We start from the raw sequence: 25,619 nt of genomic DNA, 5'->3' as shown, positions 1-25,619 counted from the left end.
CTAAAATTTACTTCATCCATAGGTTAAAAGAATGACTTTTCTAAAAATTGGCCAAACTGTCGATGAATTTTGTTACAATTAAAGTATTTAAAATAATAAAGGGTGTGATGATAACGTGATTATGAAAGATTACGGGAAGAAATTGTTTCTATTTTTCTTGTTGGCAATGGTTGTGTTTCTGCCATTTGCTAATCAGGAGCAATCTTTCGTAACAGCATCCAAAGAACCGGCAGAAAGGTCTGATGAATCAGAAGAAATACAAACAGCAGATGCACATGAAGAACTGGCAGACAAGCTTGATGCGATTCTGAATCATAATAGTCTGGACGGCACAAGTATGAGTGTGAGTGTCCGAGAAGCGGATGGCGGGGATCTTTTGTATGAACGTAATGGCGATCAGCGTCTTCACCCAGCCTCAAACATGAAGTTGCTGTCCGGTGCAGCAGCGATGGAAACACTAGGGCCGGAGTATCAATTTTCAACTGAATTGCTGACGGATGGTGATGTGCGAGGGAAAGTTCTTCATGGGGATTTGTATTTGAAAGGAAAAGGTGATCCGACACTAATGAAGGAGGACCTTGATCAATTTGCAGCAGACTTAAAAAAAAGGGGTATTAAAAATATTCATGGCGACCTGGTCGGTGATGACACCTGGTACGATGATGTGCGCCTGTCTCTTGATTTGAACTGGTCGGACGAGCCGTATTACACGGGTGCACAAGTGTCAGCTTTAACGCTGTCACCGAATGAAGATTATGATGCGGGCACCGTGATTGTTGAAGCTCATCCTGCCGATGAAACTGGTAATGAAGCGGGTGTTACGGTTACCCCAGCAACTGATTATGTCACAATCATTAATAATACGGAGACAGTTGCTGCCGGAGAGAGCAAGGATATATCAATTGAGCGTGAGCATGGAACAAATGAAATTGTCGTTGAAGGAACGATTCCAGTGGATGGTACGATGTCCAGGTCTTGGGTGTCGGTTTGGGAGCCGACTGGATATGCCCTTGATGTTTTCAAAAAATCACTCGAGGAAAATGGAGTGAGATTCATCGGTAATAGCGATGTCAAAACGGGTGTGATGGCACCTGAAGATGCTACCGTTCTTACTTCCAGGAAATCTATGCCGTTGGAAGAACTTTTTATCCCATTCATGAAGCTGAGCAATAATGGTCATGGTGAAATTTTAACGAAAGAAATGGGCAGAGTGTTGCATGATGAAGGAAGTTGGGATGCAGGGATTGATGTCATTGAAGATGTCATAACAGATTTTGGATTGGACAGTGATACGATACTGTTACGTGACGGATCAGGAATGTCGCATAAAAACATGATTCCTGCAAATGAGCTAACAGCATTTTTAACGGCTGCCAAAGATGAAAGCTGGTTTCCGGCATTTGAAAACTCCTTGCCTGTCGCAGGTGCAGAGGAACGCTTCGTTGGCGGTACACTTAGATACAGGATGACAGAGGCTCCTGCAGAAGGAAATGTCGTCGCCAAGACTGGCTCATTGACAGGGGTTTCAGCACTTTCAGGGTACGTAAGCTCACAAGACGGAAGAGAACTTGTGTTTTCCATCATGTTTAATAACTATTTGGGAAGCTCGGATACAGAAATTGAGGATGCCATCGCAACAACATTGGCAGGGCATGAATTTTAATAAACAAGGAGGAATTCTGGTTTCGGGATTCCTCACTAATTTTTCCAACATAAATTCCACAAAATTGTCGATATTTCCATGCCCCCTTTTCCACAAAACTTTCGATTGCAGTTACACAAGGAAGTATTTTTGAAAAAAATACTTCCCGAAATGCAGAAAGCCCTTCTTAATTGGAAGAAGGGCTAGGAGGGACTGGGGTATTCATTAATAACCCACTTCAACTGCAGCATTAACAATGTACATTAAATCATTTTCGTCATCTTTCTCATCCAGCATAATTCCGCTCGAAGTGGCCATTCCGCCATCTGTCACATCAGTTGTAACAGATCCGTATGGGATGGCACCTTTGACTTGTTCAATATTCAATTGATCACGATCAAGCGGTACGGCCAATCGGACATTCACCTTCATATTTTCAATCTTACCATTCGGGAGACTATTTTCAATTCCGGGCATTGAATTAGCTAAAATCGCATCTTCAACGGCACGAACGGAAGCTTTTGTGATGTTTTGGCCATGAACGTCTATTCCACTTCCTGTTTGGATGAAAAGAATCTTTTCCATGATTAACTGCTCCTTTGACACGATTAGTTATAAAAGCGTTTCCCGTATAAGTTATCGCTAAAACATTCGAAATCATGAAAACACTGGTAGTTGATACGTCAGCTCAAAATAGTAGAATTTAGTTGAAGGGAAGCTATGCTTAGCAGAAAATGAAGCTAAATCAGAAAAAGGTGATTACAGACGGCAAAATTATGTAAATCGTGTTTCACTTCCGTTAAATATCCTAAATCATATAGCATATTTATCTGATAAGTGATAAAATTTCAGTAGAAGAACAAGAAGGGAATAATGACGATGAAGCTTTGGATGCAGAAGATTTTTGTAGCGATTATCGCCGTTATTACGTTAGGGTTATATATCCCGGAATTTGATGCAGATGCTGAAGCAGAACAAAAGAAAGAAGAAGTAGATGCTGATTCCAAAACAGATGTAACGGAGAGTGATGAACCAGCAATACAGACCGCAGACTTGCCTGAATTCCATGTTGAACTCCCGGTATTTGATCCAATGCTGGTACTAAGTGAGAAGGCAACAGAACAGGCAATGCTTAAAATGGGGCCGCGTATTGCAAACAAAGTGGAGGATGAATTGCAGGAAGATATTTTGCCGAAAATAGAAGAAGCACTTCATCACATTCTGAAAGAGACAGCTACGGAAGATTTTCAGTATTACAGCATCACGGAGCAGCCGTCACAGGGATTTGGTGAACGCATTTTTAATATTTATGACGAACGGAATGGGAAAGATATTGCCAGATTTGACGTCAGACGTGAGAAACGTCCCGCGGAAGGATACTGGTTCAATTTTCACTATCACGTAAGCAGTGACGGCTTTGAGAAGCACCATGACATCGGCGAAATTTACTGGGATAAGAACATTCCGCCGAAGTGGATGGCTTGATAAGGGAGACCTGGTCTTGCACCGGGTTTTTTGTTTGTTGATTAGAGGTATCTATCTTAAGCCGCTTTCTTGTTTGGCATAAATTTTGAGACAGGCTATAATAGTGTTTGTGTAACATGATAAAAGTGTTTTTGACAGGAGTTTATGACATGTCCGAAGAGAATATTATGCGAATCCATCTGGATCATAAAGAGTATATATTGATTGGTACGGCACATGTGTCCAAAAATAGTGCCGAACAGGTCAAAGAAGTGATAGAAGCGGAACAGCCGGATGCTGTTTGTGTCGAATTGGATAAACAGCGGTACGTTACAGAAGGCAACAAATGGAAAAACATGGACATATTCCAGGTTATAAAGGAGAAAAAAGCGACGCTATTGCTGATGAATCTGGCCATTTCTTCATTCCAGAAACGCATGGCTAAACAGTTCGGTATCAATCCGGGACAGGAAATGATTCAGGGGATTGAGTCATCGAAAAAGATTGATGCAGAGCTGGTGCTGGCCGACCGTAATATCCAGATTACTTTTTCCCGCATCTGGGGGAATCTTGGTTTTAAAGGAAAAGCGATGCTGCTTATGCAGGTGATTGGCAGTATTTTCAGCAAGGAAACGATTTCGGAAGAGGAATTGGAAAAACTCAAATCAAAAGATATGCTGGATAGTATGCTGGAAGAGTTCACCGAGCATTTTCCAAGGTTGAAAAAACCATTGATCGATGAACGAGACCAATATCTTTCCCAAAAAATCAGACAAGCACCGGGCGATAAAGTTGTTGCGGTGCTTGGTGCGGCACATGTCCCGGGTATTACAAATGAAATCAGAAAAGAGCATGACTTAAATCAGCTCAATAAACGGCCGCCTAAATCAAAGGCACCCAAAATCATTGCCTGGGCAATCCCGATTTTAATCATCTCCATTATCGCTTATACATTCTTTACAAATCCTGCGGCAGGATGGCAGCAAACGGTCAGCTGGATTTTATGGAATGGAAGTCTGTCGGCCATTGGGACAGCCATTGCTTTAGGACATCCATTGACGATATTAACAGCTTTTCTCGCGGCCCCAATATCATCATTGAATCCCTTGATTGCGGCAGGCTGGTTTGCCGGTATTGTCCAGGCCTTGATTCGTAAACCGCATGTAAGTGATTTTGAGGAATTATCCGAGGATGTTCATAGTGTGAAGGGATTCTGGCATAACAAAGTGACACGCATTCTCCTGATTGTTGTTTTGGCAAACATTGGAAGTTCATTAGGTACATTTATTGGCGGGGCTGACGTTATCCGGGTGTTTTTGGAAAATCTTTAGTTTAGCAGAACTTTATTGGAGGGAATCTCAATGACGCTGATTGCTAAACAGCCATATATCAAAGTGGAACGGGAAATGACGAGTGTCGGCAAAAGCTATATTGAAGACGATCGCATTCTGTATATGTATGAAGATCGAATTGCCAGCAAGCACCATGAATTTCCGATTGAAAAAGTCTGGGACATGTCATACCGCCAAGTTGATGGTAAGGGAGGTCTTTTGTATTTGCATACAAGCAAAGGCGTAATGGTTTATACGGTAAAGGATTCGCCGGAGGACTTTATTAAAGTATTCAAGGAGATTATTAAGAAACAGTAATAAGCAGCAGGCTCTTATTATCAGAAGCCTGCTGCTAATTGAAATTTGTTATTCTTTCAGTTTAAATCCAATGAATTTCGGTTCGGTCATGTCTTCCACGGCATATTTGACGCCTTCTCTGCCTATACCACTTTGTTTCACACCGCCATATGGATGGTTATCCTGCCGGTATGTTGAAATTTCGTTAATCCAGACACCGCCCATCTCAAGCTGATCCGCTACTCTCAGTGCCCTGTCCAGATTTTTCGTAAACACACCTGCCTGCAGACCATAAATCGAATCATTGGAATAAGCGATAACATCTTCCTCAGTATCGAATGGAATAACCGAGACAATCGGTGCAAAAACTTCATCGGCAATTATTTTCATGTTGCTTTCAACATTCGTCATAATGGTTGGTTGTAAAATGGTTCCGTCCCGTTCACCGCCAGCTTCAATAATGGCGCCATTTTCAGTTGCATCATCAATCCATTGTTTGGCACGTTTGGCCTCGTCTTCAGAGATCATTGGGCCAATGTTCGTATCTTCATCAGCGGGATCGCCAATCGTCAATTCTTCTGTTTGTTTAATGTACTCTTTAAGGAAAGGCTCATAGACGTCTTTTTGTACATAAACGCGCTGTGCCGAAATGCATACTTGTCCGGAAAAGGAAAAGGCACCTTTGACAAGCATCTTGGCGGCTTCATTAATATTGGCATCATTAAATATGATGTTTGGTGAGTTGGAGCCCAGTTCAAGTGTCACTTTTTTAAAGCCGGCTGATTCTTTGATTGACTTTCCGACCGGCAAACTTCCGGTAAAGGATATTTTATGCACTTTATCATGTGTGACAAGCCCTTCACCGATTTCACCGGTTCCCATAAGCAAATTCAGCACGCCACCAGGCAGTCCGGCTTCATGAAACAGTTTGGCCAGTTTATAGGCCGAAACAGGTGTTTTTTCAGCCGGTTTAAAAATAACCGTGTTGCCTGCTGCGATGGCCGGTGCAATTTTATGCAGTGACAAATTCAATGGAAAATTAAACGGCGTGATCGCAGCAACGACACCGAGCGGAAATCGTTTAACAAGCCCGAGGCGCCCATCTCCATCGATGGCAGCATCCATTGGAATAACTTCGCCGGTTATATGTTTTGCCTCCTCGGAAGCGAAACGGAGAACCTGAATGGCACGCTGCACTTCACCGCGGCTGAAATGAATCGGTTTGCCCGCCTCTTCCATAATCGTTTGAGCAAATTCTTCTGTATTTTCTTCCATTAAATCAGCGGTTTTCCGCAAGATATCCGATCGCTCGTGTGCCGGCATATCTTTCATGGTCTGATGGAATGTTTCGTACGCGCTCGTGACAGCTTTTTCGAATTCTTCATCGGATGCTAAAGCAATTTCTGCAATCGCCTCTCCATTATAAGGATTTGTAACGTGCAGCGAATTGTCGCTGGCATTGAAGTCCTGACCATCAATAATTGAACCGATCATGTCGTCTCCTCCTTTTTTTCCCAGGGTTTTAGCAGATGATGTCGCCAAGTTTCTCGGTTAATTTCATGTTTTCACTGTAGTCAACCGGGCAATCAATGAACACCGGTTTATTCATGGAAACGGCTTTTTCCAATGCCGGTTTTAATTCGTCAGTACTGGTAATTTTCATAGGCTCAAACCCGTATGATGCTGCAAGCTGTTGATAGTCGGGGTTGCCAAATTTGATATAGGATGACCGGTCAAAATGTTTTAATTGATGCCATTCAATTAGTCCATAGCCATCATCCCGCCACATCAGAACAATGATCGGCAGGTTGAGGCGTATGGCTGTTTCCAATTCAGCACCGGTCATTTGAAATGAACCATCGCCACAAACAGCCACAACATTTCGTTCCGGATGAACCATTTTAGCTGCAATCGCGCTTGGGACGGCAACCCCCATTGAGGCGAGTCCATTGGAAATCAGGCACGTATTTGGCTCATGGGCATGATACATCCTGGCCATCCACATTTTATGGGCGCCGACATCTGATATGGCGATATCCGATTCATTGAGCACATGTCGTAAATCAGAAATAATCTTTTGCGGCTTGATTGGAAAATGGGAATCATCTTCAAATTCCTTCAGCTCATTCAGGGCTTGTTCTCTCACATTAGCTACCCAATCGATATCACGTTTTTGCGGGCTGATTTTTTCAGTAAGCTGCTTAAGGTTTGCCGGGATGTCCCCTAAAACGTTAAATGCAACCGGATAATTGGCATCCGTCTCAGCCTCTTCGGTGTCAATATGGATGATTGGATGGTTTTGGCGATTCCAGTTTTTCGGCGGATATTCGGCCATATCAAATCCGATGGTCATAATTAAATCAGCACCGTTAAAGCCGCATGTGATGTAATCATTTCCGCTTATACCGGCTGTCAGAAGACTCAAGTCGTTTTCCCATGAAACGGACCCTTTACCCATGAATGAGTGGACAGCCGGTATTTGCATTTTTTCGATAAACGCTTGCAATTCATTCTCAGCATGTTGCCGGTTAACACCATTACCGACAAGGATAAGCGGGTGTTCGGCCTTTTCAATCATATGGGCGGCTTGTTCAATTATACTTTGACTGGCCATTGTATGTGGACGTTCATTCGTTTTAAGCGGTGTTGCCGCCTCAACATCCATGCCGGCTATATCTTCCGGCAAGTCAATATGTGTTGCGCCCCATTTCTCCTGACCCGCAACCTGGAAAGCTTTGCGGACAACTTCCGGTGTGATTTTGGCTGATTTGATCTGTGCATTCCACTTGGTAACCGGTTCATACATATTAATAAGATCATAATATTGGTGGGAGGTTTTGTGCTGCCGGTCCAGTCCAGCCTGACCGGTGATGGCAACAAGTGGTGCATGATCCATATTCGCGTTGGCAACCCCGGTCATCAAGTTTGTTGCTCCTGGTCCCAATGTAGCCAGACAGACGCCGGGTTTTCCTGCCAGCCTCCCGTATGTACCAGCCATAAAAGCAGCACTTGTTTCGTGACGTGTAACGATAAATTCAATCTCAGAATCAGCAATGGCATCCAGAAGGTCAATGTTTTCCTCTCCCGGAACACCAAACACGTATTCAACGCCTTCCTGTTCAAGACATTTGACGAATAATTCTGCTACATTCATGTTCGACCCATCCTTTTTAAGATTTACTTGTGTTAGCTTTTGCCAAAAATGCAGAATTATGAACGTAAAGTGAAACTTACCGAACGTTTAGGGGCAGTTAGCCACCGTCGTTTGGCGGACCATTAAATACGGGGAAAAATGAAACTTCCCGTTGGATAAAAAAATTTTTTGATTCCAGTCCTGCCGGCATCTTCATGAACTCGTGTGCATAGGCTGTATAAAATGAAACTTCAATCATTGGGGGTTCGCGTTAAAGACGTGCTGGAGCAGGCATTGTCGCCCGAATGTGGCGATGTTTGTTCGGCTGGCTCATTTATGCGTGATGAACCGTTCCCTGGATGGAGGAATGAAATGGATATTCTCAACAAGGTAAAACATCATCGTGAGGAAGAACAGCGGCTCAAGTGGGAAGGGACTTTCGCGGAGTATCTGGAGATTGTCAAACAGCGTCCCGAAGTTGCGCAGACAGCGCATTCACGTGTTTACAATATGATCAAAAGTTCCGGTTTGCAAGAAAAAGACGGAAGGAAAATGTATGATTTTTTTGGTGAAGAGATATTTGGTCTGGAAGAGACGATTGAAAACCTGGTGGAGGAATATTTTCATCCTGCCGCCAAACGACTTGATGTAAGGAAACGCATCCTTTTGCTGATGGGTCCGGTTAGTGGCGGGAAGTCAACAATTGTCACGATGCTGAAGCGTGGGCTTGAAGAATATTCACGGACAGATGAAGGTGCGGTTTATGCGATTAAAGGCTGTCCAATGCATGAGGATCCGCTTCACCTGATTCCGCAGCATTTGCGTGAGGATTTTTACGACGAGTATGGTATTCGCATTGAGGGAAGTCTCTCACCATTAAATGCCATGCGGCTGGAAACAGAATATGATGGGCGGATTGAAGATGTCATGGTGGAGCGCATCTTTCTGTCCGAGGATAAGCGCACCGGGATTGGCACTTTCAGCCCATCCGATCCGAAGTCGCAGGATATCGCCGATTTGACCGGCAGTATTGATTTTTCAACGATTGCCGAATATGGATCGGAGTCGGACCCGCGCGCATACCGTTTTGATGGTGAATTGAACAAGGCAAATCGCGGTATGATGGAATTTCAGGAAATGCTGAAATGTGATGAGAAGTTTTTGTGGCATCTATTGTCGCTCACCCAGGAAGGCAATTTTAAAGCAGGCAGGTTCGCCCTTATAAGTGCCGATGAGCTAATTGTTGCGCACACGAACGAAGCGGAGTATAGATCGTTTATTGCCAACCAGAAAAACGAAGCACTGCAGTCACGGATTATCGTCATGCCGATTCCGTATAATTTGAAAGTGTCTGAAGAAGAACGCATCTATCAAAAAATGATTAATGAAAGTGATATGGCGCATGTGCATATTGCGCCACATGCCCTGAGGGTTGCTGCCATCTTTTCGGTTTTGACACGGCTTGAAGAATCGAAAAAACAAAGTGTCGATCTTGTGAAAAAGATGCGGCTTTATGATGGTGACAGTGTTGAAGGCTATAACCAGGTGGATGTTGAAGAATTAAGGAAAGAATACCCGGATGAAGGGATGCGCGGGATTGATCCGCGTTATGTTATCAACCGGATCTCTTCAACAATCATCCGTAAAGACGTTTCGTCAATCAATGCACTGGATGTTCTGCGTTCGCTAAAGGAGGGGCTCGAGCAGCATCCATCCATTTCAGAGGAAGATAAAGAACATTATTTGAATTATATTGCCGTTGCCAGACGCGAATATGATGACATTGCCAAGAAAGAAGTACAGAAAGCGTTTGTGTACTCATACGAAGAATCAGCTAAAACACTCTTGGATAATTATTTGGACAATGTGGAGGCATATTGTAATAAAACGAAGCTTCACGATCCGCTGACGGGTGAAGAAATGAATCCGGATGAGAAGTTGATGCGTTCAATTGAAGAACAGATTGGCATCTCGGAAAATGCGAAAAAAGCATTCAGAGAGGAAATTCTAATCCGTATTTCCGCCTATGCCCGAAAAGGAAAGCGATTCGATTATAGCTCCCATGAGCGTTTACGGGAAGCAATCCAGCAAAAACTGTTTGCCGATTTGAAAGATGTCGTCAAAATTACAACAACTTCCCAAACGCCGGATGAATCACAACTGAAGAAAATTAATGAAGTCATCGCCCGTCTGATTGATGATTATGGCTACAATTCAGTGTCGGCCAATGAACTGCTGCGGTATGTCGGCAGTCTGTTGAACCGGTGATGGTTTGTAACGATACAACAAGACAGCCCGAATCTGTCTTGTTGTTTTTTCTATATCGACGAAATCCTTGCCGGCTGCATAGGATAAAGAAACGAGCTGATTCGTTTTATGGTTTTTCCAAAAACGTTAAACAGGAGGGGAAAATGTGCAGGAAGAGAATAAAAGTTTCACTGTCTCGAAGGAAGATTGGTCCCTCCACCGCAAAGGTTATCAAGATCAGAAACGCCATATGGATAAGGTGAAAGATGCGATCCGAAACAATTTGCCTGATTTAATCAGTGAAGAAAACATTATTATGTCAAACGGCCGTGATGTGATCAAAATTCCGATCCGTTCATTGGATGAATATAAAATCCGTTATAACTATGATAAGTCCAAACATGTCGGGCAGGGCGACGGTGACAGTGAAGTGGGTGATGTCATCGCACGTGATCCACGAGGTGACCAGAGTGGTTCAGGTGATGGGAAAAAAGCAGGGGATCAGCCGGGAAATGACTACTATGAAGCGGAAGTATCAATGGCCGAACTGGAGGAGGCCCTGTTCCGGGAGCTGGAACTCCCTGATCTGAAGCAAAAAGATGAAGCGGAAGTCACGACGGAAAAAGTGGAATTTAATGACGTCCGAAAAAAGGGTCTGATGGGTAACGTAGATAAAAAGCGGACAATATTGACCGCGCTTAAACGGAATGCGATCAAAGGAAAGCCGCAAATTGCACCCATTTATAATGATGACTTGCGTTTCAGGACATGGAACGACGTGGTGAAGCCGGAATCCCGGGCCGTCATACTTGCCATGATGGATACAAGCGCATCAATGGGGAATTTCGAAAAATACCTGGCCAGGAGTTTCTTTTTCTGGATGATGAAATTTTTGCGCTCGAAATATGAACGTGTTGAAATTGTTTTTATTGCCCATCATACCGAAGCAAAAGTCGTCACTGAAGAGGCTTTTTTTTCAAAAGGCGAAAGCGGCGGAACGATTTGCTCATCTGCCTATGAAAAAGCCCTGGAGCTGATTCGTGATGAATACGACCCATCCCGGTACAACATTTATCCGTTTCACTTTTCTGATGGGGAGAACATCACTTCCGATAATCCGCGGTGTATCAAGCTTGTCAATGAAATAATGGATGCCTCCAATATGTTCGGGTACGCCGAGGTGAATATGTATCAGCGTCAGTCAACGCTGATGCGGGCGTATAAAGAATTTGAAAATCCAAAATTCCGCCATCATATTTTAAAAGGGAAAGAAGATGTTTATCATGCATTGAGAACATTTTTCCATAAAAATACGGCTGCTGTCTGAATCTCCGCGCTTGCGGGGTTTTCCTATATGCTGTAGATTTACGTGTTTTTGCTATAGTTTGCCTAAAACAGGCTATTAAAAACTTATGACGCAAGGTAGGCTTTCTCTCTGACATTTGGCCGACATTCGACGGGATTTTCGGACGAGAGAAGCCTCCTCTCTGACGTTTTGATCTCAGTTTGGCTTACTTTTGTAAGAGAGAAGGCTTTTCTCTGACGTTTGGCCAGCCTTCGAAAGGCATTTCGGCAGAGAGAAGCCTCCTCTCTGACGTTTCATGCTCAGTCCGGCTCATTTTTGTATGAGAGAAGTTTCTTCGTCTATCCCTTTTCAATCTTATACACACCGCGGGTGGTGCTCAGCAAAAACTGATGGCCGTCGTACTCGTATAATGAGCTGTCTTCAAGCGGAATTTCGTATACGGACGACGGCAGTGACTGAACCTCGCTTGTGTCCGTTTCAATCGTGCCTGTCCCATTCAGGTGTAGCGCATGCGTTGGCTCGTAATCATCGATGCGCCCCCGTGTGTTGTGTTCATACGTTATATCCTCGAGCGTCATCAGCGTTTCATCCATATCATCCAGCTCATGCTTGGAAATTTTAATGGTCTCCCCGCTCCATTGCTGTAATAAGTCATTGAACTCTTCAACCGTTAAAAATTGCAGTTCCATGTAGATCCCTCCTGCCCATAGATTGAGCACAAACGCTATAATCATGCAGTAAGTGACTGTGGTAATTTTTACAGCGCATGGAGCTGTCAAATAGAAAAGGACCGCCCCGCGATAACGAGACAGTCCCCATTCGTTTTCTTAAATAACCCCTTGTTCGATCATCGCATCGGCTACTTTTACAAAGCCTGCTATGTTCGCGCCGGCTGCGAGATTACCTGGTGTGCCATAATCTGATGCAGCTTGCATACTGTTTTGGTAAATATCCTTCATGATTTCCTGCAATCTGGCATCGACTTTTTCAAATGACCACATAAGTTTACTGCTGTTTTGAGCCATTTCCAGTGCGGATACCGCTACCCCCCCGGCATTTGCAGCTTTTGCAGGGGCGAAGAGGATAGTGTTATCAAGATACATATCAATTGCCTCTATAGTCGATGGCATGTTGGCCCCTTCCCCAACGACTTTCACACCATTGGTAAGCAATGTTTCAGCGGTTTTTCCATCAATCTCATTCTGGGTCGCACACGGCAACGCGATGTCACACGGAATCGACCAGATTTCATTACAATCCTCCAAATATTGGGCATGCGGATGTTTTTCAGCATAGGCACTAATCCGTTCATTATCTTCTTCTTTGAGTTCTTTCACAGTATCCAGGTTAATGCCGTTTTCATCATAAATACAGCCGTTTGAATCACTGCACGCCACAACCTTTGCCCCGAATTCCATCGCTTTTTCCATCGCATAGATGGATACGTTGCCGGAACCGGATACGATGACGTTGCTGCCGTTAAAGTCGAGATCGTTGTCTTTCATCATTTCCCGGACAAAATAAACCAACCCATACCCGGTCGCCTCTTTACGTGCCAGGCTGCCGCCATATTCGAGTCCTTTTCCGGTCAGTACGCCGGCTTCAAAAGCTCCGCGAAGTTTTTTGTATTGGCCGAACATGTAACCAATTTCCCGTGCATTGACACCGGTATCACCAGCCGGAACATCGGTCTCCGGTCCAATGTGCTGATACAATTCCGTCATGAAACTTTGGCAAAAACGCATAATTTCCATATCCGATTTGCCTTTCGGGTCGAAATCCGATCCGCCTTTTCCACCACCGATTGGCTGCCCGGTCAAGGAGTTTTTGAAAATTTGTTCGAACCCCAGAAATTTCACGATACTGGCATTCACGGACGGATGGAAGCGCAAACCGCCTTTGTACGGACCAAGTGCACTATTAAATTGGACACGGTACCCGCGGTTGACTTGAACGTTTCCTTGATCATCCACCCAGGGAACACGGAATGAAATCACTTTTTCCGGTTCAAGAAGTCGCTCAAGTATGCCGGATTTCATGTATTGTGGCTGACGGGCTAATACCGGGATGAGGGAGTCAACTATTTCTTTAACAGCCTGCAGAAATTCAGTTTCATGAGGATTACGTTGTTCAGTGGCATTATAAATTTTCTTAACATATTGTTTTGCTGTTTCTCTTTTGGATTGTAACGTTGCTTCTATCGTATTCATCGGTCATCCCCTTTTGATCATTTTTGTAAAATATTTTTAGGCAAATTGACATGTATTAGTACTATTTTATATGAAAAAGCCGATAAAGACAAGAATACAGAATATTTTTAAAGGTATGAAAGCGTTTTAACAAGCCGTCTGACTGTGTGGAAAACCCATTGACAATTTTACGAATTATCGTAATATGTAGAGTGCCCCCCATCTTTCTTTTGGCCTTCCTGAAAAAATCTTTTTCATTTCAATCCCAATCATGTGCAACACATTTTTCGATTAAAAATTCACATTCAGCAAATAAAGGAGAGGATTCGATTGGGGGTACAACGCCATAAAAAATTTCAGATTCCTCATTTTCCCCCCAAACAATCTGTCCGCTTAATCCACTGATTATCAGTCAAAATTTCCCGCCTGTGTCATACACTGTAAAAAGGATACTTGGAGGGATTATTTTGACGCAGACACAAACACTGAATCGGGCTATTGATGAGATTACGGAAATCGCCTCAGGATTCGGCCTCGATTTTTACCCGATGCGGTATGAAATATGTCCGGCTGATATTATCTATACGTTTGGTGCATACGGTATGCCGACACGATTTTCCCATTGGAGCTTCGGTAAACAATTCCATAAGATGAAGCTTCATTATGACCTCGGTCTCAGTCAAATTTATGAGCTTGTCATCAATTCCAATCCGTGTTATGCCTTTCTGCTTGATACCAATAGCCTGATCCAAAATAAGCTGATTATCGCTCACGTGCTGGCACATAGCGATTTTTTCAAAAATAACGCCCGGTTCGCCAATACAAGACGGGATATGGTGGAGAGTATGACGGCAACAGCAGAGCGGATTGAAAACTACGAAATGATTTATGGCCGTGAAGAAGTGGAGCGCTTTCTGGATGCGATCCTGTCGATTCAGGAGCATATTGATCCATCGCTTATTCGGCCAATATTGCCTGATAATGTACAAGACGAGGCTGAGGATGTACTTGAGCAGCCTGAAGTTAAAACACCGTATGATGATTTATGGGATTTGGATAAATCTCAAGCACATCATAACAAGCCTAAGCTGGTTAAAAAGCGCGAGAAGACATTTCCCCCGAAGCCGGAAAAAGATTTGCTTCTGTTTATCGAGGAGTACAGCCGTGAGCTGGAAGACTGGCAGCGCGATATTTTAACAATGATGCGCGAGGAAATGCACTATTTTTGGCCGCAGCTCGAAACGAAGATCATGAATGAAGGCTGGGCGTCTTACTGGCATCAGCGTATTTTACGGGAAATGGATCTGACATCTGATGAGGCAGTTGAATTTGCCTCATTGAATGCAAGTGTTGTGCAGCCTTCAAAGCAGCAGATCAATCCGTATTACCTGGGGCTTAAAATGTATGAGGACATTGAAGAGCGGTATAACAACCCGACCGAAGAGATGAGAAAGATAGGGGCTGAACCAAATACAGGCAGAGAAAAGATCTTTGAAGTGCGGGAAATTGAGTCGGATCAGTCGTTTATCCGAAATTATTTAACCAAAGACCTGGTGAATCGGGAAGACATGTACTTGTTTGAGAAACAGGGGAGCGACTATACGATAACCGATAAAGATTATGAAAACGTCCGGAATCAATTGGTGTCCCAGCGTGTGAACGGCGGTTTTCCATATATTACAGTGGAAAACGGCGATTATATGCGAAATGGTGAATTGTATTTAACACACGGTTATGAAGGCACCGAACTCGATCTGCATTACCTGGAAAATGTCCTGCCGTATATTTATCAATTGTGGGGGCGGCATGTGCATCTGGAAACCGTCGTGGAAGATAAACGGGTTATGTTTTCGTATGATGGGGAGAAAGTGCATCGGAAGTTTCTGTGAGGAGTTTAAGGTATAAGTATGGCAGAGTGGGGTGACCTACCCCGCTCATACATTTGCTTTCCGTGTCCTGTAAAGCAACGCACCAACCCAGCACCATAAAATAAACGAGAAGCCCCAAAAATGTATAGACATACATAATCGGTTCGTTTTGCACGTAGCCGACGATTGGCACATTCAAAAGAAGGAGAAGCGGGAATCCGAACGTCATCGCCGTGGTACTTCCCAAGACCAGGTTTTCGGCTGTATTGGACTGAAAACCGGGATCAACCGCCTTTACAAGTGCCATCCCGGTTGAAATCGTACCAGTCTGCATGCCGAAAAAACCAAGCAGATTTGAAAGTTTATCGTCAGGAAACAGTCTCGGACTGATCCACAGTAAAAAGAAGATGGTCACAAATCCGCCTATCGTTGTCAAGAGCAGGACTGGCACGAGATATTTCCGGTGGCCGTCTCCCCAACGCGGATGACTGAGATGACCGCCGCGAATCGTTGCGATGACAATTGGAATATCCAATAATTTTACCAGCTAGGCCGTGGAATATATAAGCGGTTCGGTCTTACCGTCCCAATTTCGATTGCCTTCTGGAAAGATACCGATGATGCGGTTATGTTTTTTGGCTTCAGGATATTTCGAATCGTGCGTGTGTCATTTTTGAACTTTTGTTTCGGATTGCCCCCACGTAATTCAATATATGCTTTAGAAATGGGGTGCGGAAAAGCGGGTCGGCAGCGATGAAACTGACCGGCTCGTTCACGTAGCAATTCAGGATGATTGGATCCCAGTTATTAACGTGATTTCCTAAAATCAGATACGGTCCTTTCATGTTCCTTGTATCGTTGCGTTCAATAACGATGGTCGAACGACGCTCAACAAAGGCCCTGATTGAAGGTAACAACAGGTGCTGAACCCACTTACCTGGTTTTCTTTCAATACTCATAGATTCACTTCCTGCAATAGAAAATAATGATAAAAACGAACCGTAACATTTTAGCATATAATACTTTATTAGTTGACTGTCCTGTATCGATAGTCACATAGAATCGTAACATAACGCAGGTAAGGGAAGTGATCAATATGGGGTTATTCATTAATAATCATGAACACCCTGAAGTTTATATGAATGAAGGCAACATCCGTGAGCCTAACCAGGCATATTATCATAAAGATAATTTTGCTGACATGATTAACGAACAAAAAGAGATTAATCAAACACTGTCAAATGCGTTTCATGAATTAAAAAGGATTCATCACCGCGAGAATCACACCAATGCCAGCAGATGGAAGGGCGTGAGTGATCAACTGACAGCATTGAAAGAGCGCGAACGCGAGCATAAAACATTTGAACACCAGGCGATGGAGTGGCTGCAAAAGCTGGACCGAAACAATCAGCAGCTTCACCACATAATCGAGCATGAAGATATGATGAAAAAAGAAGTGGCAGGTCAGGTTGAATCATTACATGAGTCAAGCCAAAAAATTATGGAACGGCTTGCAGCATACGAAACTGTCAATCAGGATATGGCGCAACAAATGACAGAGATTGTGGACATGAACAGAGAAATGGCCGATCGCGCCGCCGAGCAGGATCAGACACAGGAGAATGTGCTTGAGCGGCTTGAGAACCAGGGTGCCCTGATGGAAAAAATCCACCGGCAAATCAGCGAATTCCGCTCAATTCTGTTTGAGCGGAGCAGTCATCTCGCCGAAAAAATTGAGGATAACTATAACCTGACGTCATCGTACTTCTATAAACTGGTGAGCGGGTCCGAACAGCCGCTGACGTGGTATGTGGATCAGAAAAAGGTCGAAAATGAGAAGCGGGATTGAAGTGATGATGGCGATACTGGTGGGTATCGTCATTTTTACGTTTTTTGTCAGTCAAGTCCGGGGTCGAAACGTCAGAGAGAGTGGTTCTCTCAGCCAAACCGCCCTCGGGAAGTGGTCGAAATGTCAGAGAGAGTGGTTCTCTCTGCCAAACCACCCTCGAGAAGTGGTCGAAACGTCAGAGAGAGTGGTTCTCTCAGCCGAACGGCCCTCGGGAAGTGGTTGAAATGTCAGAGAGAGGGCTTCTCTCAGCCGAAATGCCCTTGGGAAGTGGTTGAAATGTCAGAGAGAGGACTTCTCTATGCCGAAATGCCCTCGGGAAGTGGTCGAAACGTCAGAGAGAGGGCTTCTCTCAGCCGACACGCCCTCGAGAAGCTATCAAAATGTCAGAGAGAAGGCTTTTCTCGTCCAAAACAGCTTTCGAAAGCGGCCGAATTGTCATAGAGGAAGCCTCTCTCATCCGAAGCACCCTTCGAAAACAGGCAAAACGTCAGAGAGAAACGCCTTCTCATCCCCCAAAGCCATGTCCTCTGCTGTCATTCAAAATAAGTCCATCGGTTATCTCCTTTCCTCGTATAGTTATCATCCAATATTTTCCTGATCCGCTTATCGGAATCCACGATGCTGCACCATTCCCGTATAACAGTTGTCGTGATGCGCTTTTCCGGAAATAACAGCTTAAATTCCTCCACAGATCGCACGACAGCTGCAGCAAGATTCTCCTTTTGCCCACAGTCAACACAAATTATTTTTCTTCCCTCAATCCTGGTGGAAAAGGAATCGCATGCCGCGCATATCATGCCTTTTCGAAGGTTTTCGTACGTATAGGATGGCAGCTGCTGATAAGGCGATTCCTCAATATGAAGCGAACACAATTTGTCTGCTAACTGTTTGTGCTTTTCATCTAATTTGGAAGGTGTTGAATTTAATTGACTGAAGTAATTTTTGATCTGAGTTGGCAAAATAATTGGCTTATCGAGGGGCGCCTGGTATAACGTAAATTCTGGGTTGATAAAAATAACCGAAGTTTCAATTGGAAGATTAATTCTATGTTTGAGGAATAATTGGCGCAGCAGTGATTCGCTTCTTCCTAATTGATGCAGGGGATTGAGGATTTCATATTGAGGCAGTTTGAAAAATTTATCTGCTTCGTAATAATAATCCCCTGCATGGTTTTTAACTTCAAACATATGTGCCTTCTTTGATGTGATAAGCAGCGAATCAATTTGAAATAGCGTGTTATTTGTCTGCAGCAAGAGATCATTTAATACGAGGCAATCGCATTGAAGTTTTTCCGTCAATGCGTCAAATTTGACCTCGCCTTCATAGCCCCTCTTCAGATTGAAAAAATGCTGCCTATCCTTTGACGATAAAGTCATTCGAATGTTCAATGAGTCAAGTATTTGCAGCTCAGCATGTTTCGTACGCGGTTTATACGGCATGTCCCACATCCTTTCATTGATCAGCTCTATTATACCAATAAATGTGGGAAATGGCTCAATTTTTTCAATAAAAAAGAGGAAATGAAGGACGAATGTCGAATCTGTTAAGAAGGTCAATTAAAGCCCTCGCTAATTGCCCCAAAATTCTCCTTGAAAGGAAATGATGTTATGAAACAAAACAGAACAACTGAAAAAGTGGTGCCATTCACACAGTCAGCGTCCCGTGGCAAAACATTCCGGCATGATTACCCGATTTCAGATGAGATGAGGGAGGAATTACTCCTGGATGTCTTCAAAGATTTTACACATTTTTTGGTCGACCGTTATTCTGCTTTGTACCAGGAGGACCTGCGTGAATTCATCGATGACCACCATCCGCGGACGGAAAAACGGCAGGCGCTGGAAAGTAATCTGTTTTGGTGGAAATTAATGTATGATTCAGATGACGCTGAGGTCACGTTTACCGAAGACTATATCGAGGATAACCGTCACAATTTGCACAAAAAGCCGCTCATCTCATCGTGGCTGAAGGAATGGGATAAGGCAGTGCCAAAATTTTATTATGTGGGATATAAATATAATGACCGTGTCCTCGTCGTCGTTGATATGCTGACAAATGAAACGCTGGATGTCATCGTGTATGATCCGACAGCTGTCCCGCCAAACAAAGGCGAAATTGTCATGGGCACACTGATTCCAATTGGTGATGCACTACACTTTCCGATTAATGATTTTTACCATTTCGATGTTGAGGCCAGTCAAGATTTGGCACGTCCCATTGTCCACAATTATGAAAAGCACTCAGAAGCCTCGACGTATGAAGCGTTTATCCACGTTTTGTCTGTTGCACTGCAAATCGAACGTATCATTTTCCTGGAAAATCATCAGGAAACATCCTCTTGAATAAAAGATCTTCAGTATAATGACCTGATTTCCTAACTAAAATGATTCTGTCCACTTTAAACCAGTGAGTGGATTTGATTGCCCATTCACTGGCCGGTGGACTGGAAATTGTTTGTAATGAAAAGCTAAAGAATTGATGTAAGATGGCGGTACTGGAGGGTGGCGTCATTTTGTTTTTTGTGTTAAAGGGATTTATGAAATTCAGGATTGTCCATGTTATTATGCTGCATTTTTGGTAAACTTAGAAAAGAAGAAACGAAGAAGGATGACCGCCCATGAATATCTCCATAATCGCTGTCGGAAAGCTAAAGGAAAAATATTTGAAGCAGGGTATCGAGGAATACCTGAAGCGGCTCGGGCCCTATGCGAAAGTGGAAATCAAGGAAGTTGCCGATGAAAAAGCGCCTGAAAATATGAGTGAAGCCGAAATCCAGAAAGTGAAGCGAAAAGAAGGCGAGCGGATTCTCTCCAATATCACCCAGGACACCTATGTCATCACACTGGAGATAGACGGGAAAATGCTGACTTCGGAACAATTCGCCGCCAAACTGGATGAACTCGCCACCTATGGTAAAAGTAAGATTGCTTTTGTTATTGGAGGTTCGGTCGGAATCAGTGAAGACGTGCAGAAGCGGAGTAACCTCGCTTTATCATTTTCAAAAATGACGTTTCCCCATCAATTGATGCGGATGATTCTGTTGGAGCAGGTGTATCGGGCGTTTCGGATCATAAGGAATGAACCGTATCATAAGTAAAAAAGTCTCGTGGACAGGCTTCTGCAATTACCAGACATCGGATATTCTTTCTGCTGGAACTTTGCATTACTTTGTCAAAACCCTTCATAAACCATTTGACATTTATATCATTAACATAGATATAAATAAGTCAGTCATTTCACTGCTGCTGGCATCAGGGGAGATCCGTCCTCACGCGATACACCACAAACGTATTCCCATCATTTTGTCCGGCATACAGTAACATTAATAAACCCGCCAATCCGGGCACCATTCAAGTAAAACAATTTCATAGGAAAAGAGATGATCATAAGAATGGGTTCAATTCTTTATGCTGTCGAGTGTCCCCAATGCGGCTGTCCTGCGATAGAGGATAACCACTATAAAACTGATGAAATATATATTCATTGCAGACGCTGCGGGTATAATTATTCCAAAGTATTAAGGTTCGACTCCGATGATACACTTGAATATGATGAAGAGGTTTGTAAAGGTTATGGTGTTTTTTGTCTGGTCAAAAAAGTGGGCCAGGGGCGGTTTGTTCTGTTAAATGATCCTTTAACTGAAGAGTATGCAGGCGTATCAAAGCGAGTTGGGATTCTCAACACTGATTCAAACTCGATTCCATTCTTGTATAGGCAATTAGATCCTATCATTCCACTTTTAAACACCCACTTCGGAAATTTCCGCCTTTTTGTCTATATTGCACATAAAATGCAGTTCTATTTAATCATTTTGAATTATTTGCCAGGCTTCGACACTTTAGCGGCCAGAGTTTTTATTTATTGATAGCTCTATTAAATGCTAGAACAAAAAATCACGACTATTTTAATAGATGGGGGCAGAAAGAAAAGGACCGCTAGCTTCAGACTCGCAGAAAGCTAATTCAAGGAAAAATCCACACAATGGAAATTATTCGGCCGGGGAAGGGGACAGTGATTCCGCTGGTTTCAAAAACCAGAACGAAATGTAATAATAATACTTTATAAACGGGAAACTGGGAGGACGCAAAAATGAATTATTAAGAAGAAGTTAGGGCCTTGAGTATGGTATCAGCGTGCATTTAGGGAAATTGCCATTAGTTCACTGGAAGCACAATTTTGGCTTTTTCATGTCAGGAAAAACACAAAATAATGCCTTTATATCGATAATCTGAAACCCGGTGATACGATGATGCGCGAATTTAATCTATCCAATGATGGGAGTCTGAAAATAGAAAATGTGCATTTAGAAACGGGTTATTCCGTAACAGATGAGAATGGTGACAATCATGATGATTTAGGTAAGCATATTAAAGTAAATTTCTTATGGAATTGGAATCAGGAGAGTGAGCCCGTTTTTGAAACGACATTATATGAATTAAAGGAAATGGATCCGGATATTGTGAAACGTGATATTTGGGATCCTTTATGGGAACAGAAGGGCGGACTTGAATCTGAGGAGACGCATGATTTTTGGGTGGAATTTGAATTCGTTGATAATGGCGAGGATCAGAATATTTTCCAGGGTGACAGTCTTGAACTGGCATGGACCTTCAATGCAACACAAGCAGAGGGTGAAGATTTATAAGGCTATACGGTCAATGCAAATAATTGAAAATCACCATTTAATAGGAGGATGAGTTAGTTGACAATAAATAAGAAGTTGTTTTCTTCTGCAGTGGCTCTGGTTGTATCGTTAGGCATCGTGACACAGAGTTCTGCTGTACATGCTGATGAACAAAAGATGCAGCTGAATGAAACGTATGATACGCCATCATACATAATTAAAAATTGGGAGGCCCCTGAAGCATTATCCAAGAAAGAAATTGCACTGGCATACATCCAGGAAAATAGTGAGGAATTTAAACTATTCAACAATACGGATGTAAGCTTTGAAGTAACAGATGAAACAGCGGATGAGGAAACGGGCACACATCATGCTAAGCTTAAACAAACATATAAGGGTATACCGGTTTATGGAGCAGATCAGACAATAGCTTTGGAAGAGGATAATACGGTTACAGCTTACTTTGGACAAGTCGTTTCAGATTTAAATGTTAAAAATAACGTAACCGATTCACCTATTTCTGAAGAGAAGGCAGTCGACATTTTTAAAAGTGAACTTGAAAACAAAATAGGCAAGGTAAACCAGTATGATGGCGACATTCAAGCTGACCGGTATATTTATGAATATGAGGACACTTTTTATGACACATATCTTGTGACAGCTTCCACCACAAATCCGGAAGTCGGGTATTGGCATTATTTCATCGATGCAGCAAATGGAAACATTATTGACTATTTTGATGCCACACATAATGTGACAGCATTTGGTACCGGCGTTTTCGGGGACAGGCAAAAATTTGAGGCACAGGCATATGAAGGCATGTACAGGCTGTTTGATGAGATGCGCGGAGATGGCGTCGTAACTTATGACAATGAAACGGGGGTCAATCTCGATGTAGTGAGCATTAATAAAATGTTCAAAGATGGCTCAGCAGTTGATGCCCATGCAAATGCCCAAACAACATATGATTATTATATGGATACATTTGGACGTGATTCAGTTGATGATAACGGGCAAATATTAATTTCTGCTGTCCATGTTGGTGACAATTGGAACAATGCATCATGGAATGGCAGACAAATGTCATATGGGGATGGTGATGGCGAACGTTTCCACCCGCTTGCTGCAGGTTTGGATGTTGCTGCACATGAGATGACTCACGGTGTTATTCAACATACAGCAAATCTAGTTTACCGAGATGAATCTGGCGCGTTAAACGAATCTTTAGCAGATATATTTGGTGCAATGGTTGACAGGAATGATTGGCTGATTGGAGAAGAAATCATGGCAGATGGCACAATGGCATTACGTTCATTGGAAGACCCGGCTGCACTGACTGAAAGGCGGACACAAGCACCTTATCCCGATCATTGGAGCTTGAGATATACAGGTGATTTGGATAACGGCGGTGTTCACATCAACAGCAGTATTAATAACAAAGCTGCCTATCTGATGTCAGAAGGCGGAGAACATTACGGGGTAACGGTTGACGGTGTTGGACGTGAAGCAACCGAACAAATCTATTATCGTGCGCTTGATCTTTATTTAACAAGCAGCTCTGACTTCAGCATGATGAGACAGGCAGCCATTCAGGCGGCAGGAGACTTGTATGGCAGTAACTCTGATCAGGTTGAAGCTGTCGAACAAGCTTACAATGCTGTCGGCGTCTATTAAAATATAGAAATCCAGCTGTCTGCGGATGGCTGGATTTTGCGTTCTGATTTCCAATGAAGTTTTTCGCCAAAAGAGTTTAGCTGCTATTTTATAGGACTGATCCGCATTTGGATTTGCTTTATATCTAATTACATTCGTATCTATTGTATATTGCTTCATCTTCCTCTGAACTCCCCCTGTTTTTACTCTATCTCATCTTCATCAAGGTAATCAATCATCTTATTGGCAAGATTATGAGGTTGCAGTTTAATTCGCCCCCTTTTTTCAAGATACTTATCCCAATTTGACTGAGAGGAAGTAACAATTTATAACATAAACATTTCAGTTTCCCAAGAATTTTGATACACTATATAGTGGATTATCATAGCCCTAGAAAAGGTGTGCAATTTGTTTGCTCCCGGGTTACTGTGAAGCCTGCCAAGGAGCATCAGCATCCTTTCTGCAAATCATAGAAGATTGGGATGAATGACATGAGCAACAAACATACGACATCAGATGTTATCCTGATTGGTGCTGGAGTCATGAGCGCAACACTGGGATCTCTTTTAAAAGAATTGGCGCCAGATTGGAACATAACACTTTTTGAAAAACTTGAAGACGCAGGCGAAGAAAGCTCGAACGTATGGAACAATGCGGGAACGGGCCATTCAGCACTGTGTGAATTGAACTACACACCCGAAAAACCGGATGGATCCATCGATATCACCAAAGCGCTGAATATCAATGAAAAGTTTCAAGTGTCGAAGCAGTTTTGGTCCTATCTGGCCAACAACAATCACATCGAGAACCCACAGGATTTTATCATGCCGCTGCCTCATATGAGTCTGGTTCATGGGGAAAATAATGTACAATTTTTGAAAAAGCGGTTTGAAGCACTGACAGAAAATCCCCTGTTCGAAGGCATGGAGTTTTCGGACGACCCGGAAACGTTGAAGGAATGGATTCCGCTGATCATGGAGGACCGGACTGTTGATCATCCGATGGCAGCAACCAAGGTCGATTCCGGAACCGATGTCAATTTCGGGGTGCTCACACGCAAATTGCTGGAACATTTGGAGAACCAAAATGTGAATATCCGTTACAACAGTACAGTCGATGATATCCAGCGTACTGATGATGGTGCATGGGAAGTGAAAGTGCGGAACTTTGAACGCGGCACCCTTGAGCACCATACGGCAAAATTCGTGTTTATCGGTGCTGGTGGAGCTGCCCTGCCGCTGCTGCAAAAAACAGGTATTCCTGAAAGTGAAACATATTGGCGGATTTCCGTAAGCGGCCAATCCTTGTCTGCAAAAATCCCGAGTGGCAAAAGAAGCATACCGCCAAAGTTTATGGCAAAGCTGCAGTCGTGCACCCCCAATGTCTGTCCCGCATCTGGACACACGCTATATTGACGGGGAGAAGACATTATTGTTCGGGCCATTTGCCGGTTTCTCACCAAAATTCCTGAAAACCGGTTCAAATATGGATTTATTGGGTTCTGTCAAACCAAACAACGCCTTTACGATGTTAGCGGCCGGCGCCAAAAATATGCCGTTAACCAAGTACTGATCAGCAAGTGATGTTATCAAAAGAAAGAACATATTCAAGCATTGCGTTGATTCGTCCCGGATGCCAGGAGCGAGGATGGGACTTGTCACGGCTGGCCAGCGTGTGCAAGTGATCAAGGATACCAAAGATGGCGGCAAAGGAAACGCTCCAATTTGGTACGGAGCTGGTCAATTCCCGGGATGGCTCAATCGCTGCATTGCTCGGTGCATCTCCGGGCGCTTCAACCGCGGTTTCCATCATGTTTGACGTCATGGAAAAATGTTTCCCAGAGCAATTGGAAGAGTGGGAACCAAAAATAAAAGAAATGGTTCCTTCTTACGGCGTATCATTGAAAGACCATCCAGAGCTTGTGAAGGATATTCGCACAACAACAGCTAAAACACTAGGGTTAGCGGATAAGAGCGAAGTGAAACCAGTATAATAGACACTAAAAAGGGAAGGTTC

Annotated in this window: 21 protein-coding genes and 1 pseudogene; 14 read left to right on the top strand and 8 right to left on the bottom strand. The window is 43.4% G+C overall.

The features are described 5' to 3' along the window. The first annotated feature begins 121 nt into the window (after positions 1–121). Entirely contained in the window at positions 122–1,663 is a 1,542-nt protein-coding gene (gene dacB / locus Len3610_RS15525; RefSeq protein ID WP_176449712.1) for a D-alanyl-D-alanine carboxypeptidase/D-alanyl-D-alanine endopeptidase, read from the top strand. Positions 1,664–1,867: 204 nt separating this feature from the next. Here dacB and Len3610_RS15520 read toward each other — a convergent pair whose 3' ends face one another. Further along, complete coding sequence (locus Len3610_RS15520; RefSeq protein ID WP_176448752.1) at positions 1,868–2,227, bottom strand: Lin0512 family protein; 360 nt, start codon at positions 2,225–2,227, stop codon at positions 1,868–1,870. Positions 2,228–2,515: 288 nt separating this feature from the next. Here Len3610_RS15520 and Len3610_RS15515 point away from each other — a divergent pair, with 288 nt between their 5' ends. The 3 genes from Len3610_RS15515 to Len3610_RS15505 all read left to right on the top strand — a co-directional run bounded on the left by Len3610_RS15515 (position 2,516) and on the right by Len3610_RS15505 (position 4,755). Further along, positions 2,516–3,127, top strand: a complete 612-nt coding sequence (locus Len3610_RS15515; RefSeq protein WP_255259656.1) for a YpjP family protein — start codon at positions 2,516–2,518, stop codon at positions 3,125–3,127. 149 nt (positions 3,128–3,276) lie between these two features. Then, positions 3,277–4,437, top strand: a complete 1,161-nt coding sequence (locus Len3610_RS15510) for a TraB/GumN family protein (protein ID WP_176448751.1) — start codon at positions 3,277–3,279, stop codon at positions 4,435–4,437. Between the two features lie 30 nt (positions 4,438–4,467). After that, positions 4,468–4,755 (top strand): hypothetical protein, encoded by a 288-nt coding sequence (locus tag Len3610_RS15505; protein ID WP_176448750.1) that lies wholly within the window; start codon positions 4,468–4,470, stop codon positions 4,753–4,755. Between the two features lie 48 nt (positions 4,756–4,803). On the opposite strand, the gene Len3610_RS15500 is transcribed toward Len3610_RS15505, so the two are convergent. Together Len3610_RS15500 and Len3610_RS15495 are read right to left on the bottom strand one after the other, a co-directional pair. Then, entirely contained in the window at positions 4,804–6,228 is a 1,425-nt protein-coding gene (locus Len3610_RS15500; protein WP_176448749.1) for an aldehyde dehydrogenase family protein, read from the bottom strand. Positions 6,229–6,256: 28 nt separating this feature from the next. Next, positions 6,257–7,888: an acetolactate synthase large subunit gene (locus Len3610_RS15495; RefSeq protein ID WP_176448748.1), complete on the bottom strand. Its 1,632-nt coding sequence runs from the start codon at positions 7,886–7,888 to the stop codon at positions 6,257–6,259. A 351-nt stretch (positions 7,889–8,239) separates the two neighbouring features. On the opposite strand from Len3610_RS15495, the gene Len3610_RS15490 reads away from it, so the two are divergent. Together Len3610_RS15490 and yhbH are read left to right on the top strand one after the other, a co-directional pair. Next, entirely contained in the window at positions 8,240–10,135 is a 1,896-nt protein-coding gene (locus tag Len3610_RS15490) for a PrkA family serine protein kinase (protein WP_176449710.1), read from the top strand. Positions 10,136–10,280: 145 nt separating this feature from the next. After that, positions 10,281–11,441 carry a sporulation protein YhbH gene (gene yhbH, locus Len3610_RS15485; protein WP_176448747.1) on the top strand — a complete coding sequence of 387 codons (1,161 nt, stop codon included), beginning with the start codon at positions 10,281–10,283 and terminating at the stop codon, positions 11,439–11,441. A gap of 317 nt (positions 11,442–11,758) precedes the next feature. Here the strand turns inward: yhbH and Len3610_RS15480 are convergent, their stop codons facing one another. Further along, entirely contained in the window at positions 11,759–12,109 is a 351-nt protein-coding gene (locus Len3610_RS15480; protein WP_176448746.1) for a protein YmzB, read from the bottom strand. 138 nt (positions 12,110–12,247) lie between these two features. Next, positions 12,248–13,630, bottom strand: a complete 1,383-nt coding sequence (gene gdhA, locus Len3610_RS15475; RefSeq protein ID WP_176448745.1) for an NADP-specific glutamate dehydrogenase — start codon at positions 13,628–13,630, stop codon at positions 12,248–12,250. 440 nt (positions 13,631–14,070) lie between these two features. Between gdhA and Len3610_RS15470 the strand changes: the two genes are divergently transcribed. After that, complete coding sequence (locus tag Len3610_RS15470) at positions 14,071–15,498, top strand: SpoVR family protein (protein WP_176449709.1); 1,428 nt, start codon at positions 14,071–14,073, stop codon at positions 15,496–15,498. Here the strand turns inward: Len3610_RS15470 and Len3610_RS15465 are convergent. Both Len3610_RS15465 and Len3610_RS15460 read right to left on the bottom strand, forming a co-directional pair. After that, positions 15,452–16,012 (bottom strand): hypothetical protein, encoded by a 561-nt coding sequence (locus Len3610_RS15465; protein WP_176448744.1) that lies wholly within the window; start codon positions 16,010–16,012, stop codon positions 15,452–15,454. The genes Len3610_RS15470 and Len3610_RS15465 overlap by 47 nt on opposite strands. 106 nt (positions 16,013–16,118) lie before the next feature. Beyond that, on the bottom strand, positions 16,119–16,436 hold the full coding sequence (locus tag Len3610_RS15460; protein WP_176448743.1) for a lysophospholipid acyltransferase family protein: 318 nt from the start codon (positions 16,434–16,436) through the stop codon (positions 16,119–16,121). A gap of 137 nt (positions 16,437–16,573) precedes the next feature. Between Len3610_RS15460 and Len3610_RS15455 the strand changes: the two genes are divergently transcribed. Beyond that, positions 16,574–17,326 carry a hypothetical protein gene (locus tag Len3610_RS15455; protein ID WP_176448742.1) on the top strand — a complete coding sequence of 251 codons (753 nt, stop codon included), beginning with the start codon at positions 16,574–16,576 and terminating at the stop codon, positions 17,324–17,326. Between the two features lie 533 nt (positions 17,327–17,859). Here Len3610_RS15455 and Len3610_RS15450 read toward each other — a convergent pair. After that, positions 17,860–18,765 (bottom strand): nuclease-related domain-containing protein, encoded by a 906-nt coding sequence (locus Len3610_RS15450; RefSeq protein WP_176448741.1) that lies wholly within the window; start codon positions 18,763–18,765, stop codon positions 17,860–17,862. 168 nt (positions 18,766–18,933) lie between these two features. Between Len3610_RS15450 and Len3610_RS15445 the strand changes: the two genes are divergently transcribed. From Len3610_RS15445 to mqo, 6 genes and pseudogenes are all read left to right on the top strand, one after another. Further along, positions 18,934–19,668 (top strand): hypothetical protein, encoded by a 735-nt coding sequence (locus Len3610_RS15445; RefSeq protein WP_176448740.1) that lies wholly within the window; start codon positions 18,934–18,936, stop codon positions 19,666–19,668. Positions 19,669–19,943: 275 nt separating this feature from the next. Beyond that, the gene (gene rlmH / locus Len3610_RS15440) at positions 19,944–20,423 is read left to right on the top strand and encodes a 23S rRNA (pseudouridine(1915)-N(3))-methyltransferase RlmH (protein ID WP_176448739.1); all 480 of its coding nucleotides are present in this window, start codon (positions 19,944–19,946) and stop codon (positions 20,421–20,423) included. Positions 20,424–20,717: 294 nt separating this feature from the next. Next, positions 20,718–21,191 carry a hypothetical protein gene (locus Len3610_RS15435; protein WP_176448738.1) on the top strand — a complete coding sequence of 158 codons (474 nt, stop codon included), beginning with the start codon at positions 20,718–20,720 and terminating at the stop codon, positions 21,189–21,191. Positions 21,192–21,545: 354 nt separating this feature from the next. Then, a complete protein-coding gene (locus Len3610_RS15430; protein WP_176449708.1) occupies positions 21,546–21,971 on the top strand; it encodes a TasA family protein in 426 nt (141 codons plus the stop codon). A gap of 63 nt (positions 21,972–22,034) precedes the next feature. Continuing rightward, complete coding sequence (locus Len3610_RS15425; protein ID WP_176449707.1) at positions 22,035–23,624, top strand: M4 family metallopeptidase; 1,590 nt, start codon at positions 22,035–22,037, stop codon at positions 23,622–23,624. Between the two features lie 470 nt (positions 23,625–24,094). Further along, positions 24,095–25,596: pseudogene (mqo, locus tag Len3610_RS15420) on the top strand (malate dehydrogenase (quinone)). Positions 25,597–25,619 lie beyond the last annotated feature (23 nt).

Origin of the sequence: Lentibacillus sp. CBA3610 (genome assembly GCF_013373365.1) — a bacterium.
GTDB lineage: Bacteria > Bacillota > Bacilli > Bacillales > Amphibacillaceae > Lentibacillus.
This window is presented reverse-complemented; position numbering and strand designations above follow the sequence as displayed.

Bases quoted from the DNA above. Each gene is read 5' to 3' on its own strand.
- dacB (WP_176449712.1), top strand. From the start codon at position 122: ATGAAAGATTACGGGAAGAAATTGTTTCTATTTTTCTTGTTGGCAATG.
- Len3610_RS15520 (WP_176448752.1), bottom strand. From the start codon at position 2,227: ATGGAAAAGATTCTTTTCATCCAAACAGGAAGTGGAATAGACGTTCAT.
- Len3610_RS15515 (WP_255259656.1), top strand. From the start codon at position 2,516: ATGACGATGAAGCTTTGGATGCAGAAGATTTTTGTAGCGATTATCGCC.
- Len3610_RS15510 (WP_176448751.1), top strand. From the start codon at position 3,277: ATGTCCGAAGAGAATATTATGCGAATCCATCTGGATCATAAAGAGTAT.
- Len3610_RS15505 (WP_176448750.1), top strand. From the start codon at position 4,468: ATGACGCTGATTGCTAAACAGCCATATATCAAAGTGGAACGGGAAATG.
- Len3610_RS15500 (WP_176448749.1), bottom strand. From the start codon at position 6,228: ATGATCGGTTCAATTATTGATGGTCAGGACTTCAATGCCAGCGACAAT.
- Len3610_RS15495 (WP_176448748.1), bottom strand. From the start codon at position 7,888: ATGAATGTAGCAGAATTATTCGTCAAATGTCTTGAACAGGAAGGCGTT.
- Len3610_RS15490 (WP_176449710.1), top strand. From the start codon at position 8,240: ATGGATATTCTCAACAAGGTAAAACATCATCGTGAGGAAGAACAGCGG.
- Len3610_RS15480 (WP_176448746.1), bottom strand. From the start codon at position 12,109: ATGGAACTGCAATTTTTAACGGTTGAAGAGTTCAATGACTTATTACAG.
- gdhA (WP_176448745.1), bottom strand. From the start codon at position 13,630: ATGAATACGATAGAAGCAACGTTACAATCCAAAAGAGAAACAGCAAAA.
- Len3610_RS15460 (WP_176448743.1), bottom strand. From the start codon at position 16,436: ATGAGTATTGAAAGAAAACCAGGTAAGTGGGTTCAGCACCTGTTGTTA.
- Len3610_RS15455 (WP_176448742.1), top strand. From the start codon at position 16,574: ATGGGGTTATTCATTAATAATCATGAACACCCTGAAGTTTATATGAAT.
- Len3610_RS15450 (WP_176448741.1), bottom strand. From the start codon at position 18,765: ATGCCGTATAAACCGCGTACGAAACATGCTGAGCTGCAAATACTTGAC.
- Len3610_RS15445 (WP_176448740.1), top strand. From the start codon at position 18,934: ATGAAACAAAACAGAACAACTGAAAAAGTGGTGCCATTCACACAGTCA.
- rlmH (WP_176448739.1), top strand. From the start codon at position 19,944: ATGAATATCTCCATAATCGCTGTCGGAAAGCTAAAGGAAAAATATTTG.
- Len3610_RS15435 (WP_176448738.1), top strand. From the start codon at position 20,718: ATGGGTTCAATTCTTTATGCTGTCGAGTGTCCCCAATGCGGCTGTCCT.